Annotated in this window: 9 protein-coding genes; 8 read left to right on the top strand and 1 reads right to left on the bottom strand. The window is 65.8% G+C overall.

Annotation, left to right across the window (positions count from 1 at the left end; genetic code table 11):
* The first annotated feature begins 179 nt into the window (after positions 1–179).
* From NMD1_RS03805 to NMD1_RS03770, 8 genes are all read left to right on the top strand, one after another.
* A complete protein-coding gene (locus NMD1_RS03805; RefSeq protein ID WP_158453902.1) occupies positions 180–1,277 on the top strand; it encodes a helix-turn-helix transcriptional regulator in 1,098 nt (365 codons plus the stop codon).
* Positions 1,278–1,424: 147 nt separating this feature from the next.
* Positions 1,425–1,985, top strand: coding sequence for a nuclear transport factor 2 family protein (locus tag NMD1_RS03800; RefSeq protein ID WP_125953708.1), 561 nt, complete (start codon positions 1,425–1,427; stop codon positions 1,983–1,985).
* Positions 1,986–2,079: 94 nt separating this feature from the next.
* Positions 2,080–3,036, top strand: a complete 957-nt coding sequence (locus tag NMD1_RS03795) for a GAF domain-containing protein (protein WP_125953707.1) — start codon at positions 2,080–2,082, stop codon at positions 3,034–3,036.
* Positions 3,037–3,199: 163 nt separating this feature from the next.
* Positions 3,200–4,726: an aldehyde dehydrogenase gene (gene adh / locus NMD1_RS03790; RefSeq protein WP_125953706.1), complete on the top strand. Its 1,527-nt coding sequence runs from the start codon at positions 3,200–3,202 to the stop codon at positions 4,724–4,726.
* A gap of 67 nt (positions 4,727–4,793) precedes the next feature.
* A complete protein-coding gene (gene adhP / locus NMD1_RS03785; protein WP_125953705.1) occupies positions 4,794–5,825 on the top strand; it encodes an alcohol dehydrogenase AdhP in 1,032 nt (343 codons plus the stop codon).
* 530 nt (positions 5,826–6,355) lie between these two features.
* On the top strand, positions 6,356–8,848 hold the full coding sequence (locus tag NMD1_RS21340) for a TonB-dependent receptor (protein ID WP_125953704.1): 2,493 nt from the start codon (positions 6,356–6,358) through the stop codon (positions 8,846–8,848).
* Between the two features lie 67 nt (positions 8,849–8,915).
* Positions 8,916–10,160: a parallel beta-helix domain-containing protein gene (locus NMD1_RS03775; protein ID WP_199558053.1), complete on the top strand. Its 1,245-nt coding sequence runs from the start codon at positions 8,916–8,918 to the stop codon at positions 10,158–10,160.
* An 11-nt stretch (positions 10,161–10,171) separates the two neighbouring features.
* Positions 10,172–11,359, top strand: a complete 1,188-nt coding sequence (locus tag NMD1_RS03770; protein ID WP_158453901.1) for an SO2930 family diheme c-type cytochrome — start codon at positions 10,172–10,174, stop codon at positions 11,357–11,359.
* 207 nt (positions 11,360–11,566) lie between these two features.
* Here the strand turns inward: NMD1_RS03770 and NMD1_RS03765 are convergent, their stop codons facing one another.
* Positions 11,567–13,891: a TonB-dependent receptor gene (locus NMD1_RS03765; RefSeq protein WP_125953702.1), complete on the bottom strand. Its 2,325-nt coding sequence runs from the start codon at positions 13,889–13,891 to the stop codon at positions 11,567–11,569.
* Between the last annotated feature and the right edge of the window lie 486 nt (positions 13,892–14,377).

Raw genomic sequence — 14,377 nt, 5'->3', positions numbered from 1 at the left:
TCCCTGTTGTGCGTTCGTTGATCGGGCGATGATGGGAACCGGCAATGGGCGCGGCATCGCCCATTTGCGGTACGCGCTGTGCAATTTCGGCAAGAATTGTCACAAAGGCGGAAGCCCGGCCTTGCCATCGCCCGCCGCCGCCAACACCATGCCCCGTTGCCGTTGTTGGGGGTATGGCGATGCTCTGTTCCAATGTTCTGGGCGATCTGTACGGGGCCAGCATGGATCGTCCGCGCCTTGCCACGGCGCTGGACCGGTTGCGCACGCAAACCGGCGCGCGCAGCGTCACGATCCACTGGTTCAACCGCACGCCCGACCGCCTGCGCCATCGCTGGCTGGCGACTTGCTCGGCGACCCCGGCGCCCGCCGGCGAACTCTCGCTGCTGGACGACCTCAATCCGCGCACCATCGTCGCGGTGAATCCCGTCCACGACGGCGTGTATATGCTGGAGGACGACAATTGCCCGGATGCCCTGCAGGGGCAGTTCCACCAGTGGCAGGCGCGCCTGCGCGAACAGGGACTGGGGCAGTTCCTGGGCGCGCGCATCGCCATGGGGGCGTTGGGCGAGGCGGGGCTTGCGGTTCATGCCGGGGTCGGCACGCCACTGGCGGCGCATTGCCGGCAGGCGCTGATCGACCTCATGCCGCACGTGCGCGAAGCGCTGCGCCTGATGATCGAGACCGATCGCCGCGCCAATGAAAACGCCATGCTGCGGCAAGTCATGGACCGGATCCAGTTTGCGCTGGCGATCTGTGACGATGCGGGGCGGGTCCAGATCGCCAATCCGGCGGCTCAAAGCCTGCTGGAAGGCCTGGTGGTGCGGGTGCCGGGGACGGCGGACACGGAATGGCGGCTGATCGAGGGGTTGCGTCCCTTGCTGCTGTCCGGCTCTCCCCACGCGATGCGGTGGCGCAACGGGGATCGCGAAGTGCTGCTTCACGCCGTCGCCTTGCCCCGCTTTGCGCTGGAACGCTACGCCATCGCGGGCGAACGGTCTGCCTTCGCGCTGGCGCTGGCCGACGCGGGAGGACCGCCACCGCCATCGCCGGCCGACTTGCGCGCCTTTTTCGCGCTGACCCCGTCCGAGGCCGATCTGCTGGCGCGTCTGTGCGGCGGAGACGATGTCGCCACGTTCGCGCAGGCGCGCGGGGTTTCGATCCACACCGCGCGCACGCAGCTCAAGCAGGTCATGGCCAAGACGCGGGCGAGCCGCCAGGCCGATCTGATCCGGCTGGCTCTGGCCAGCCCCTCGCACCTGTTCGGGCGATCGAACTGAGAGTCGGCGCCCCATCTCCTGACCGCTTCCGGCAGGCTTTGCCCGTTTCGCGAAACGAAGCCGCCAGCGGCTTGTCGCGGGCCATGACGCGGCCGGTGTTAGCGCGTAAGCACGGCGGCATCCTGGATTGATGTGAGGACGAAGGGCATGGAGGACATCAAGGCGGCCATCGCGGAGCTGCAGCAGCAGGTCGCGTTCCTGCAGGCGGAAGCGGAAGCGCGCCGGCTGATCGCGCGCTACATGTTTCTGTGCGACAGCCCGCTGCCCGAAGCGGGGATGCCGGCGGAAGCCCGCGCCGACGCGATCGGCGCGCTGTTTACCGAAGACGCCATCTGGCAGGGCGTGGGCGGGGCGCACGGCGCGCAGTTCGGCCAGCATCGCGGCCCGGCCGAGATCGCCGCGCACATGCGCAAGTTCTACGCCGCCGAGAATCCGAAGCAGATCTTCAACACGCATTACCTGACCGCCGAGCAGTTGCGCGCCACCAGTGCGGAAACCGCCGAGGGCGAATGGGTGCAGTTCCAGCCGTGGGTCTATGACGACGGGTCCTCGCTGATCCGGTCGAGCCGCCTGCACGTGAAGTTCCGCAAGACCGCGGCGGGCTGGCGCATCGCCAATTACCGCACCGAAAACCTGTTTATCGGCAAGCTGCCCGACAATTGGGCGCAGACCCTGATCCAGACCTCGGTACTGATGACGGGAGTGTGAAGCGGGGCGCCTGATCCGCGCGCTTTACCGGGGGCAGGTCTGCCTGTACCATCGGGCCACGATAGCGTGACCTTCTTGGCCTGAAGTGCGGAGGATGCCCGTGGTGGTCGCTCGACACAGCGACACGGTTCTGGACGTGGTGCGGTCCCCCAGCGCGGCCGCCTCTTCGGCGATCGCCGCGTCGTGGTGCAGGTCCGTCCTGTTCCATGGACTTGATCCCGACCAGCACGCGGCGCGCGAGCGAGTCGATGGCGCTTTCCTGTCAGCCTTGCGGGCCGAGCACGAGGTCATGCTCACCGTGGCCGCGCCCGTGCTCGATCAAATGTTCCGTTCGGTCGGGCGTTCGGGTTGCGCGGTCATCCTGAGCGATGCGCGCGGCATCGTGCTGGAGCGCCGGACGAACGATGCCGACGTCGATTCCTTCACCGCGGCGGGCCTGGTACAGGGCGCGCGGTGGGGCGAGGCGGAGGAAGGCACCAACGGCATCGGCACCTGTCTTTACGAAGACCAGCCCGTTATCGTTCACCGCGATCAGCATTTTGCCGGGCGCAATGTCGATATCAGCTGCATGGACGCGCCGGTGCATGATCCGCACGGCCGGCTGGCGGGGGCGCTCGACGTATCGAGCTGCCGCGACGATCACGGCCCCGCGATGGCGGAAATGATCGCCGCGCTGGTGCGGGATGCCGCGCGCAAGATCGAGCGGGACTATTTCTGCCACCACTTCGACGGCCACCGCATCGTGTTCCTGTCCGACGATGCCACAACCGGCACCGCCCTGCTGGCGGTCGATCGCGATGATCTGGTGGTCGGTGCCAGCCGGGCGGCGCGGTTGCGACTGGGGTTGAACGATGCAGCGTTGACGACGCCGCGCGCACTGGGCCAGCTGCTCGGCGAAGGCGCGGGTCCCTCGTTCGAGGACGCCGATCGCGCGGTTCTGCGGCAGGCGCTGGCGCAGGCCGGCGGCAACGCCAGCCAGGCGGCCCGCCTGCTCGGCATCGGCCGGGCCACGCTCTATCGCCGCATGGCGCGGGCCGGCCTGACCCCCTGAAAGCATCGCCCTGAACGATTTTCGTTCGCGCCTGTCTCGCTGGCGAGACACATGGGCATGGCCTTGTCCCGGCCCCCTCTTCCCGCCGTTCCGATCGCGTTCCTAGGATGCGGGACAGACGCCGAAAGACGGCGCCGGTTCACCCAGGAAGAGGATCAGGTTTATGGATTCCGTCGTTCAGGATCGCCCGGTTGCGACGCTGCAGCCGCCCTTCGCGGCCCGTTATGACAATTTCATCGGCGGCGCATGGGTCGCGCCCCGGGACGGGCGCTATTTCCAGAACGTGTCGCCCATCACCGGCAAGGTCGTCGGCGAGATTGCCCGTTCGCAAGCGGAGGATATCGAGGCCGCGCTCGATGCCGCGCATAAGGCCAAGGACGCCTGGGGGCGCACCTCGGTGGGCGAACGCGCCGCGATCCTGCTGCGCATCGCCGATCGCATGGAGCAGAATCTCGAAAAGCTGGCCACGGCCGAAACGTGGGACAACGGCAAGCCGATCCGCGAGACGATGGCGGCCGACGTGCCGCTGGCGATCGACCATTTCCGCTATTTCGCCGGCGTCGTCCGCGCGCAGGAAGGCTCGATCGGCGAGATCGACCACGATACCGTCGCCTATCATTTCCACGAGCCGCTGGGCGTGGTGGGCCAGATCATCCCGTGGAACTTCCCGCTGCTGATGGCGGCGTGGAAGATGGCGCCGGCGCTGGCGGCGGGCAATTGCATCGTGTTGAAGCCCGCCGAACAGACTCCGGCCTCGATCATGGTGTGGATCGATCTGGTCGGCGATCTGCTGCCGCCGGGCGTGCTCAACATCGTCAACGGCTTCGGGCTGGAAGCGGGCAAGCCGCTCGCCTCCTCGTCGCGTATCGCCAAGATCGCTTTCACCGGGGAAACCTCGACCGGCCGGCTCATCATGCAGTACGCCAGCCAGAACCTGATCCCGGTGACTCTGGAACTGGGCGGCAAATCGCCCAACATCTTCTTCGAGGACGTGGCGCGCGAGGATGACGATTTCCTCGACAAGGCGATCGAGGGTTTCGTGATGTTCGCGCTCAACCAGGGCGAGGTCTGCACCTGCCCCAGCCGCGCGCTGATCCACGAAAGCATCTACGACCGCTTCATGGAAAAGGCGCTGGCCCGCGTCGCCGCCATCCGGCAGGGCAGTCCGCTCGACAGCGCCACGATGATCGGCGCGCAGGCCTCCGCCGAACAGCGCGACAAGATCCTCTCCTATGTCGACATCGGACGGCAGGAAGGCGCGGACCTGCTGATTGGCGGTGGCGCGGCCGATCTCGGCGGGGAACTGTCGGGCGGGTACTACGTCCAGCCCACGGTGTTCCGGGGCAACAACAAGATGCGCATCTTCCAGGAGGAAATCTTCGGCCCGGTCCTGTCGGTCACGACTTTCCGCGATGCCGACGAGGCGCTCTCCATCGCCAACGACACGCTCTATGGCCTCGGCGCCGGGGTGTGGAGCCGCGACGCCAACACCTGCTACCGCTTTGGCCGCGCGATCCAGGCCGGGCGGGTGTGGACCAACTGCTACCACGCCTATCCCGCTCACGCGGCGTTCGGCGGCTACAAGCAGTCGGGCATCGGACGTGAAACGCACCGCATGATGCTCGATCACTACCAGCAGACCAAGAACATGCTGGTCAGCTACAGCCCGAAGAAGCTCGGCTTCTTTTGATCCCGCGCAAGGCCCGGCCGGTGTGGCCGGGCCATTTGTTTTCCCCGGGAATCCAAGGAGAAGAACCATGGCCAAGACCATGAAGGCCGCCGTCGTGCGCGCATTCGGTAAGCCGCTGACGATCGACGAAGTGCCCGTGCCGCAGGTCGGCCCCGGCCAGATCCAGGTCGCGATCCAGGCGTCGGGCGTATGCCACACCGACCTCCACGCCGCCGAGGGCGACTGGCCGGTCAAACCCAACCCGCCATTCATTCCGGGGCACGAGGGCGTCGGCTATGTCAGCCAAGTCGGCGCGGGCGTGAAGAACGTGAAGGAAGGCGATCGCGTCGGCGTGCCGTGGCTCTACAGCGCCTGCGGCCATTGCGTGCATTGCCTGGGTGGCTGGGAAACGCTGTGCGAGACGCAGCTCAACACCGGCTATTCGGTCAACGGCGGGTTCGCGGACTACGTCATCGCCGATCCGAACTACGTGGGCCACTTGCCCGCCAACATCGGCTTCACCGAGATCGCGCCCGTGCTCTGCGCCGGTGTCACGGTCTATAAGGGGCTGAAGATGACCGACACCAAGCCCGGCGATTACGTCGCGATCAGCGGCATCGGCGGGCTGGGCCACATGGCGGTGCAATATGCCGTCGCCATGGGGCTGAACGTGGCCGCGATCGACATCGACGATGCCAAGCTGGACCTTGCCCGCCGGCTGGGCGCGACGATCCCCGTCAACGCCCGCCACGACGATCCCGCCACCGTCATCAAGCGCGAGACCGGTGGGGGCGTGAACGGCGTGCTGGTCACGGCGGTCAGCCCCAAGGCGTTCGAGCAGGCGATCGGCGTGACCGCGCGTGGCGGCACCGTCGCGCTCAACGGCCTGCCGCCGGGCGATTTCCCGCTCAACATCTTCGGGCTGGTGCTGAACGGCATCACCGTGCGCGGCTCGATCGTCGGCACGCGCCTCGACCTGCAGGAATCGATCGATTTCGCCGCGCACGGGAAAGTCCGCGCCACGGTGGAGACCGCCAAGCTGGAGGATATCAACACCGTGTTCGACCGGATGCACAAGGGCCAGATCGAAGGCCGCGTGGTGCTTGACCTGACGGCGTAGAACACCCGCGCCGGCGCGTCTTTGGAGCGGATCGGGCGCTACCCACCCCCAACCCCTCCCGCCAGCGGGAGGGGAGCGAGACTTGCGCCGCCGCAGGCGACGTTAGTCGCAACGGGGTGGGCTTCCACCGCCGAGACTATACCCGCAAGAAAAATGCGCCTCCTGCACAAGGCAGGAGGCGCAGTTCAGATGGCAAGCCATCCTCGGGTCGCGGCTTTTCTTTGCCATGCCGGCGATGACACCGCCGTGACTTCGGACACAGATTCGCATTTTTTCGCTTCCGCGGTCCACGAAACGTCCTGTCGCCGTTACAGGCCCGGCGTGGCGTGATGTTCCGTCACCACCCCGCAAATCCGCGATCATAATCCGGCTGCTCGGATCTGGCCCTATTTCGCGCCGTGCTCCCCAACATATCCGATTGAATTCATTGGTTGTCCTCGGAAATGCTTAGAGGGCAATGTTCTTGACATGGGCCGTGCCAATTGCGTAGCAAACAAACATAACAATTCAGAAAAATTAGGGGGGTACAGGTGACCGGATTTCCGCGACGCGTGGGGGGCAGGCCCGCGTTCCATCAGGCTTCCGTGCTGGCCATTGGCCTGAGCCTGGTTTTCGCCGCATCGGCGGTCCATGCCGAAACGGCGTCGCCCGCCGCCGGGGAAACGGCGACGCAGGGGCTCGATGAAATCGTCGTGACCGCCCAGAAGCGCGAGGAACGGTTGCAGGACGTGCCGGTCAGCGTGGTCGCGGTCAGTTCGGCCAAGATCAACGAACTGCACGCGATCAGCCTGGGTTCGCTGGCCGCCTTCACGCCGGGCCTGGTGGTGGACGACAGCTCGGTCACGCAGCCGCGCTTCACCATTCGCGGCGTGGCGACCGACGATTTCGGCATCGGGACCGAACCCGCCGTCGCGGTCTTCGTCGACGGCATCTACACCGCGCGGACGGGCTCGGCGCTGATCTTCTTCAACGATATCGAGCGCGTGGAAGTGCTGAAGGGGCCGCAGGGGACGATCTTCGGGCGCAATACCTCGGCCGGCGCGATCTCGATCGTCACCAAGAAGCCCGAAGACCGCTTTACCACCACCGCCAATTTCGATTTCGGCAACTACGGCTCGAAGCGTATCGAGGCGATGATCAACGTGCCGCTGACGCACAACCTGCAGGTGCGCGGCGACGTACTGATCAACCGGCGCGATGGCTGGCTGCACGATGCCGTCACCGGCAAGGGCCGGGGCTTCATCCACACCACCTCGGGCCGCATTTCCGCGCGCTGGACGCCCGATAGCGCGACCGACGTGGTCTTCGCGTGGGACCATGACGAAACGCGCAACGATGGCCCGGTGGCGATCGGCATCAGCCAGGCGGCGCTGTCGCGCGATCCGTTCGGGCCGTTCACCAACGACGTGGTCGGCGGCGCGCGCGAAACGCGCCTGCTCAATGGCTATGCGCTGACCATCAACCGCGACATTACCGACGGGCTGAAGCTGACCAGCATCAGTTCCTATCGCCGGTTCTCCACCTCGAACCGCGAGGATGAGGACGGCACCAACGATCCCACGCGCTATCTCGACACCGATAATATCGAGAGCAACACAAGCTTCTATCAGGAGCTGCGCCTCTCGCACGATGGCGAGAAGCTGCACTGGCTGCTCGGCGGCAGCTATTTCAACGAAGTCGGCCACCAGACCAGCGCGGTGACGGCGCTGGTTGATTCGATCGATTTCGCGCTGTCGAGTGGTGGCTTGCCGCTGTTCAGCGCGTTTGCCGGCGCCGGCCTGCCGGTGTTCGGCAACACCTGGCGCGAGGACATGACCAACACCGCGCGCAACAAGTCGTTCGCGGCGTTCGGCGACGTGACCTGGGATGTGACCGACAAGTGGAGCCTGCGCTTCGGCCTGCGCTACACCAACGACCGCAAGACCTTCACCTGGTTCGCGCCCAGCGTGCAGTCGCCCGGCCTTTCGGCGATCCAGTTGCCGGGCGCGGTGTTCAACGCGGGCTTCGACCAGCTCGGCCTGCCGCCGCTGTTCGATCCGGCGACCACCTATTCGGTGCTGCAGGTCTATCAGACGCTCGCCGCTCAGCCGTTCCTGGCCGGCGCGCCGATCTACCCGACGGGCAACCTGATCTTCAACGAAGGCGCGCTGCAGAACGTGCCGTTCACGCGCAAGGCCAGCTTCAACGACGTCTCGCCGCGCTTCGTGGTTAGCTACAAGTTCACGCCCGATGTCATGGCTTACGTTTCCGCCTCGCGCGGGTACAAGGCGGGCGGCTTCAACTCGCAGGCGATCAACAGCTACTTCCGCCCGGAAACGGTGTGGAACTTCGAAGCCGGCGTGAAATCGGAATTCTTCGACCGGCGGCTGCGCTTCAACCTGACCGGCTATTATTTCCGCTACAACGACCGCCAGTCGATCTCGCTGGTGCAGAACGGCAGCACCATCCCGCAATACGTTACCACCACCGGCAGTTCGAAGGCCTATGGCTTCGATCTCGATACGGCGCTGAAGATCAACGACTACCTCAGCCTGACCGGCACCCTGTCGTGGATCGATTCCACCTGGGCGAGCCGCATCGAGCAGGTGCAGACCTTCAGCGGGCCGATCAATCTCAACCTCAACGGGCAGCCCACCGGCGAGCCGCGCCTCAGCAGCACGTTCGGCGCGCACGCGACCGTACCGGTCAGCTTCGGCAAGCTCTTCGCCGATTTCAACTGGAGCCACCGCTCGCGCGCCCGCACCAACGCGCGCACGCCTTATGACGACGCGCTCGATACGGTGCTGGGCGGGGTCGACTGGACGAAGCTGGGCACGCTGCGGTCCTCGCGCGATCTGGTCAACGCCCGCATCGGCGGCAAGAGCGCCAACGAACGCGTGACCGTGGCCTTCTGGGTCGAGAACCTGTTCAACAAGCAGTACATGAACGGCATCAACAACATCACCACCACCACGTTCGGCACGCCCTACACGCGGATTTCGCCGCCGCGCTTCTTCGGCGGCAGCGTGACGCTCAAGTATTGATGAATCGGCGGCCGGCAACAGCGTCGCCGGCCGCGCACACGGGATCGCACCAAGCGAGGAGAGAACGATGAAGGCAGGATTTGTGCGCGGCCGCGCGGCGCTGCTGGGCAGTGCGCTGATGGTGGCGGGTCTGGGCTCGCTGGGGTTGGCCGGGCCGGCCTGGGCGGCGGGTCCGCAGGCCGATGCCGATGGCTTCGTCACCGATCGCGCCTTCGAAAAGCATCTCCAGGAGCAGTTGCTTGATGCCAAGGCCGGCGACGTGATCACCATTCCCGCCGGCAAGTACCGCCTGTCGCGCGGCCTGGGGCTGACCGCCTCGGGCGTGACGATCAAGGGCGCGGGCAAGGACCAGACCGTGCTGTCCTTCGCCGGCATGGTCGCCGGCCCCGTCGGCCTGCTGGTCACCGGCAACCAGTTCGTCGTCAGCGACCTGACCGTACAGGACACCAAGGGCGACGGGATCAAGATCAACGGCACCAAGGGCGTCACCTTCCGCAACGTGCGCGTGCGCTGGACCGATCCCGACAACAGCACCCACGGCGCCTATGGCATCTATCCCGTGGGTTGCACCGACGTGCTGATCGAGGACAGCGAAGTGTTCGGCTCCTCCGACGCCGGCATCTATGTCGGGCAGTCGGACAACATCATCGTGCGCCGTAACCGGGCGGAACTGAACGTCGCCGGGATCGAGATCGAGAACTCGACGAACGCCGACGTTTACGAGAACGTCGCCACCCGCAACACCGGCGGCATCCTCGTGTTCAACATGCCCAACCTGCCCAAGCCGGGCCACAGCACGCGCATTCACAACAACGTGTCGGAAGCGAACAACACCCCGAACTTCGCGGCGAAGGGCACGGCGGTCAGCATCGTGCCCAAGGGCACCGGCATGATCGTGCTGGCCAACGACGATGTCGAGATCTTCGACAACGACATCCGCAACAACGATACCATGGGCATCGCCATCGCCAGCGATTTCTCGACCGACTACAAGATCGAGGCCGGCGCGCCCGGCGAGCACGATCCTTATCCGGACCGGGTGCTGATCTCCGGCAACCGTATCTCGGGCGGGGGCAACGCGCCAGACGCGGAGCGCTTCCCGGCCGCGCCGGTGATCCGTGCGGCGGGCCAGAGCACCAACGTGGTGTGGGACGGCTATACCCGTGCCCCCGCGGACGACAACGGCATCTGCCTCGCGTCCGGGCCGGACAAGCTGATCCGGCTCGATCCTAAGAGCCCCGGCAAGTTCGCGGTGATCGACGGCAAGAGCTGCGACGGCTTCAAGCGCCAGCCGCCTGTCGTCATCCGCTAAGGAATCGTCCGGTGTCCAAGTTCCTGCGGTTCGCGTTGTGGTCGCTGGTCGCTTCCGTTCTCGGCTTCGCGGTGCTGGCGCACCATTCCAGCGCGGCGGGATCGCGTGAGGATTTCCCCGCGAAGCTCTCGCAATGGAAGCTGATCCAGCGCGCGGGCGACCGGCTGGCCGCCGCGCCGTCCGGCGTGACCTACGAACTCGCCACGCCGCTGTTCACCGACTACGCACTGAAATGGCGCGTGCTGTTCATTCCGAACGGGCAGAAGGCCGCGTACAATCCCGATCGCGCGTTCGACCTGCCGGTGGGCACGGTCATCGCCAAGACGTTCTACTATCCCGTCACCCCCGCCGATCACACGGGCGAGAGCGCGGACGTGCTCAAGGCGCGCCCCAGCGACTATCAGGATGGTGTGGGCGGCTTGCGGCTTGCGCATGTGCGCCTGATGGAAACGCGCCTGCTGGTTCATCGCGCGGGCGGCTGGGTGGCGCTGCCCTATGTCTGGGACGAGGACCAGCGCGATGCCACGCTGGAGCGCGTCGGCGATGCGATCCCGCTGACGATGGTGGACGGCACGGAACGCAAGGACTTCGTCTATGTCGTGCCCAACGCCAACGATTGCGCCAATTGCCATGCGCCCAATTTCACCGCCGGGGAGATCAACCATATCGAGCCGATCGGGATCAAGGCGCGGCATCTCAACCGCGATTTTCCGGGCAAGTTCGGTACGATCAACCAGCTTACGCGGCTGCAGCGGCTGGGCTACCTGACCGGCGCGCCGGCGGTGGCGTCCGCGCCGCGCAACGTCGACTGGCATGACGAGCGCCTGCCCGTCGATGCGCGCGCGCGCAGCTATCTCGACATCAATTGCAGCCACTGCCATTCGCCCGTCGGCGCCGCGCGCACCACCGGCCTGTGGTTCGACCAGGGGCACGAACACGGCGCCGACTGGGCCAGCCCGCGCCGGATCGGGGTGTGCAAGCAGATCGTGGCCGGCGGGCACGGTGGCGGCGGCCTGCCGTTTGATGTGGCGCCGGGCGAGCCGGAAAAGTCGATCCTGCTCTATCGCCTGCGCTCGAACGTGCCGGGCACGATGATGCCGGAAATCGGCCGCAGCCTCGTCCATGCCGAAGGCATCGCGCTGGTGCGCAGCTGGATCGAGCGGATGGAAGGCCAGTGCCGCCTGGCCTCGGAGCAATAGAGACTTCACACCGCCGCCCCCTCCCGCAAGCGGGAGGGGAGCGAGGCTTGCGCCGCCGCAGGCGGCGTTAGCCGCAGCGGGGTGGGCCTTCCGCAGCGATAGGGTCGCCGTAAAAAAGCCCCGCCTCCACAAGGAGACGGGGCAAGGGTGGTGCGGTGATCGGTGGGGAAGGGCGCTAGCCCACGCCTTCCCAACACCGAGCAAAGATCAGAACTTGCGGCGCACCTCGATCTGCCATTCCCGGCCCCGGTTGTAGACGCCTTCGACGAAGCCCGAAGCGCCCACGTCGGCATAGCCGGCGACGAGGAAGCGCTTGTTGAAGATGTTCTTCGCGCCCACGCTGACGGTCCAGTTTTCCGCCGTGTCGGTATAGCTCACGGTGCCGTTCCACAGGCCATAGCCGGGCTGGTGGAGCAGCGGGGTGTTGAGCGCATCGAGGAACACGTCGCTGCGATAGGACCAGTCCACGCGCGGCGAGAACTTTCCGATCGCGGTTTCGGCGGTGTAGGCAAGGCCGACCGAAGCCGTCCATTTCGGCGCGTTCACGAACTTGCTGTTGACGTTGACGAGGCCGGTGCCGACTGGAATGTCGCCCGCCACGGTGTGGAGGATGATGCCGCCGCTGGCCGCCAGATACTTCGCGTCCAGATAGCCCACCGAGGCGTTGAACGCCCAGCCGCCGCCGATCCGCGTGTTCAACTCGCCTTCGAACCCGCGGATGCGCGCCTTTGCGGCGTTCATCGTGAACGGGTTGGGCAGGCCGGGCGAGAGAACGTTGAGCTGGATGTCCTTGTAGTCGGTCTGGAACGCGGCAAGGTTCAGGCGCACGCGCCGGTTGAACAGTTCGCTCTTGATGCCGGCCTCGTAGACCTTGACGTATTCCGGCGAGAACGAGGGGGGCGAGATGAACGGCGGGCCGGCCAGGCGCTGGGTGAAACCGCCCGATTTGAAGCCGTCCGAATAGTTGAAATAGGCCATGATATCGCGCGTGAACTTGTACGAGATATTGGCGAGGAAGTTGGTTTCGTTGACTTTCAGCTTGCCCGTTGCCCCCGGCAGCACTTGCGGGGTGCCCGCCGGCAGGATCTGCGTGGGGCTGGCGACGAAGTCGGTCAGATAGACCTGGTTGGGCAGGAACAGCTTGTCTTCGTCGGTATGGCGGATGCCGCCGGTGATCGACAGGGCTTGCGTGATGTTCAGCGTCGCCTGTCCATAGAAGGCCAGGCTGCGGTTGCGGATCGCGCCCCCGCTCAGCAGGCTGCCGATCGAGAAGTCCACGGTGTTGGCATCGGTGCCGCTTTCGCGGAAGTAATAGACGCCCGCTGCCCAGTTCAGCAGCTTGGACGAGCCGGTGACCTGGAGTTCCTGCGAGAACTGGCGCTGCGAATAATCGTTGAACGTATCGTCGATCAGCACCGGGCTGTGATCGTGATCGGCGCCGAAGATCGAATCCAGCTTGCGCCACGCGGTGATCGATTTGACCGCGATCTCGCTGCCCAGGATCGGTTCGGGCGCCTTCCAGTTGGCGGTCACGTTCACGCCCAGCACGTCGATGTTGGAGATGACGCGGCCGGTGCCGTAATCCTTGCCGGCCGGCGCGATCCATTGCGAGCCATAGCACTGGGCGGCCGTGGGCGTGGTGGCGCAGACCGCGCCGTTTAGCGCCAGGTTGTTGTACTGGGCGAAGGGCGCGTCGGCATAGGCGGCGATCAGTTGCAGCGGTGCGCCGTGTTCGCGTTCGCGCATCCGTTCGATCGAGGCGTCGATGGTCAGCGTGTCGGTCGGCAGCAGGCGGATATCGCCGCGAATGGCGAACTTGTTGTCGTTGCCCAGATCGACGCCGTCGCTCGTGCGGGTGACATAGCCATCCCGGTTGCGCGAAAACACGGTCAGCTTGGTCAGGATGCGGTCGGTGATCGGCGCGTCGAGCGTCGCCTTGAACTGGAGCAGGTGGTCCGATCCGCCGGTAACGGAAGCGGTGCCGCCCAGTTCCGTGCCGGGCTTCTTGGTGGTGATGTTGATCGCGCCGCCGATGGTGTTGCGGCCGAACAGCGTGCCTTGCGGCCCGCGCAGCACTTCCAGGTTTTCGAGGTCCACCAGTTGCAGCGCCGATCCGACCGAACGCGCGATGTACACGCCGTCGACATAGATGCCCACGCCCGGTTCGGTGTTCTGGTTGAAGTCCGTCTGGCCGATGCCGCGGATGAAGAACGAGGCGGCGGCGCTGCTGCCGCCGACCGGCGCCGTCTCGCTGACCACAAGGTTGGGCACCACCCGGTCCAGCCCGGTTACCGAGCTGACCTGCCGCTGTTCCAGCGCGTTGCCGGAGAAGGCGGAAATCGCGATCGGCGTTTCCTGCAGCGATTCCTTGCGCTTGCGCGCGGTGACGGTGATTTCCTCAAGGCCGGTGCTGGCCGAGGCGCCGGGCGTGGTTTCCTCGGCATGGGCTATGCCGCCGCAGGAGAGCGTGGTTGCGGCCAGCAGTCCGGCCGTGAACATGCGGCCGATGTATCGGTGATTTCCCCGTGTCATTGTGATCCCTCATTGGAAAGTTGCGTGGCAGGGCCTGCGAACTTCTGCGTCCGGTTCTGTGCCGGCCGTCATGGCGGGGAACTTCCGGATTTCGCCGGGCAGCGGCAATTCGCAATCCGCAGCCAATGTGCGCGTTCGGCAAGGCGGTGTTGCGTTTGCGAATAAGGATTCGGCAAAACAGGGAGTGTATTGCCTCGCACGCTTCGCATGCGCAAAAGCCGCCGCGTGAGGGCGCGGCGGCTTCTCCGGGGGGCGGAGCGTCAAAGGGGGGGAGGGGCCTAGGGTCAGGACCCATTACTGGCGCGGTCGAGGCTTCCAAATGGCGAACATATCGGGCCGAAAGGCGCGCGGCTAAGACTGGACGTCTTTGCAAGCGCCTTTCGGTTCGAGATGGAAGCCATTTGGACGTCCCGCAGGGATTTGGCCAAAATGGCCCAGCGCTGCGTCGGAGGGACTTGAAATATCGACATATTCCTGCGCCCCTCC

The sequence above is a fragment of the Novosphingobium sp. MD-1 genome, assembly GCF_001014975.1.
In the GTDB taxonomy this organism is placed as follows: domain Bacteria; phylum Pseudomonadota; class Alphaproteobacteria; order Sphingomonadales; family Sphingomonadaceae; genus Novosphingobium.
The sequence above is the reverse complement of the archived record's forward strand: the minus strand, read 5'-3'. Positions and strand labels throughout refer to the sequence as shown.

What these genes read in the sequence shown, in the direction of transcription:
- NMD1_RS03805 (WP_158453902.1), top strand. Translation starts at nt 180, where the DNA reads ATGCTCTGTTCCAATGTTCTGGGCGATCTGTACGGGGCCAGCATGGAT.
- NMD1_RS03800 (WP_125953708.1), top strand. Translation starts at nt 1,425, where the DNA reads ATGGAGGACATCAAGGCGGCCATCGCGGAGCTGCAGCAGCAGGTCGCG.
- NMD1_RS03795 (WP_125953707.1), top strand. Translation starts at nt 2,080, where the DNA reads ATGCCCGTGGTGGTCGCTCGACACAGCGACACGGTTCTGGACGTGGTG.
- adh (WP_125953706.1), top strand. Translation starts at nt 3,200, where the DNA reads ATGGATTCCGTCGTTCAGGATCGCCCGGTTGCGACGCTGCAGCCGCCC.
- adhP (WP_125953705.1), top strand. Translation starts at nt 4,794, where the DNA reads ATGGCCAAGACCATGAAGGCCGCCGTCGTGCGCGCATTCGGTAAGCCG.
- NMD1_RS03775 (WP_199558053.1), top strand. Translation starts at nt 8,916, where the DNA reads ATGAAGGCAGGATTTGTGCGCGGCCGCGCGGCGCTGCTGGGCAGTGCG.
- NMD1_RS03765 (WP_125953702.1), bottom strand. Translation starts at nt 13,891, where the DNA reads ATGACACGGGGAAATCACCGATACATCGGCCGCATGTTCACGGCCGGA.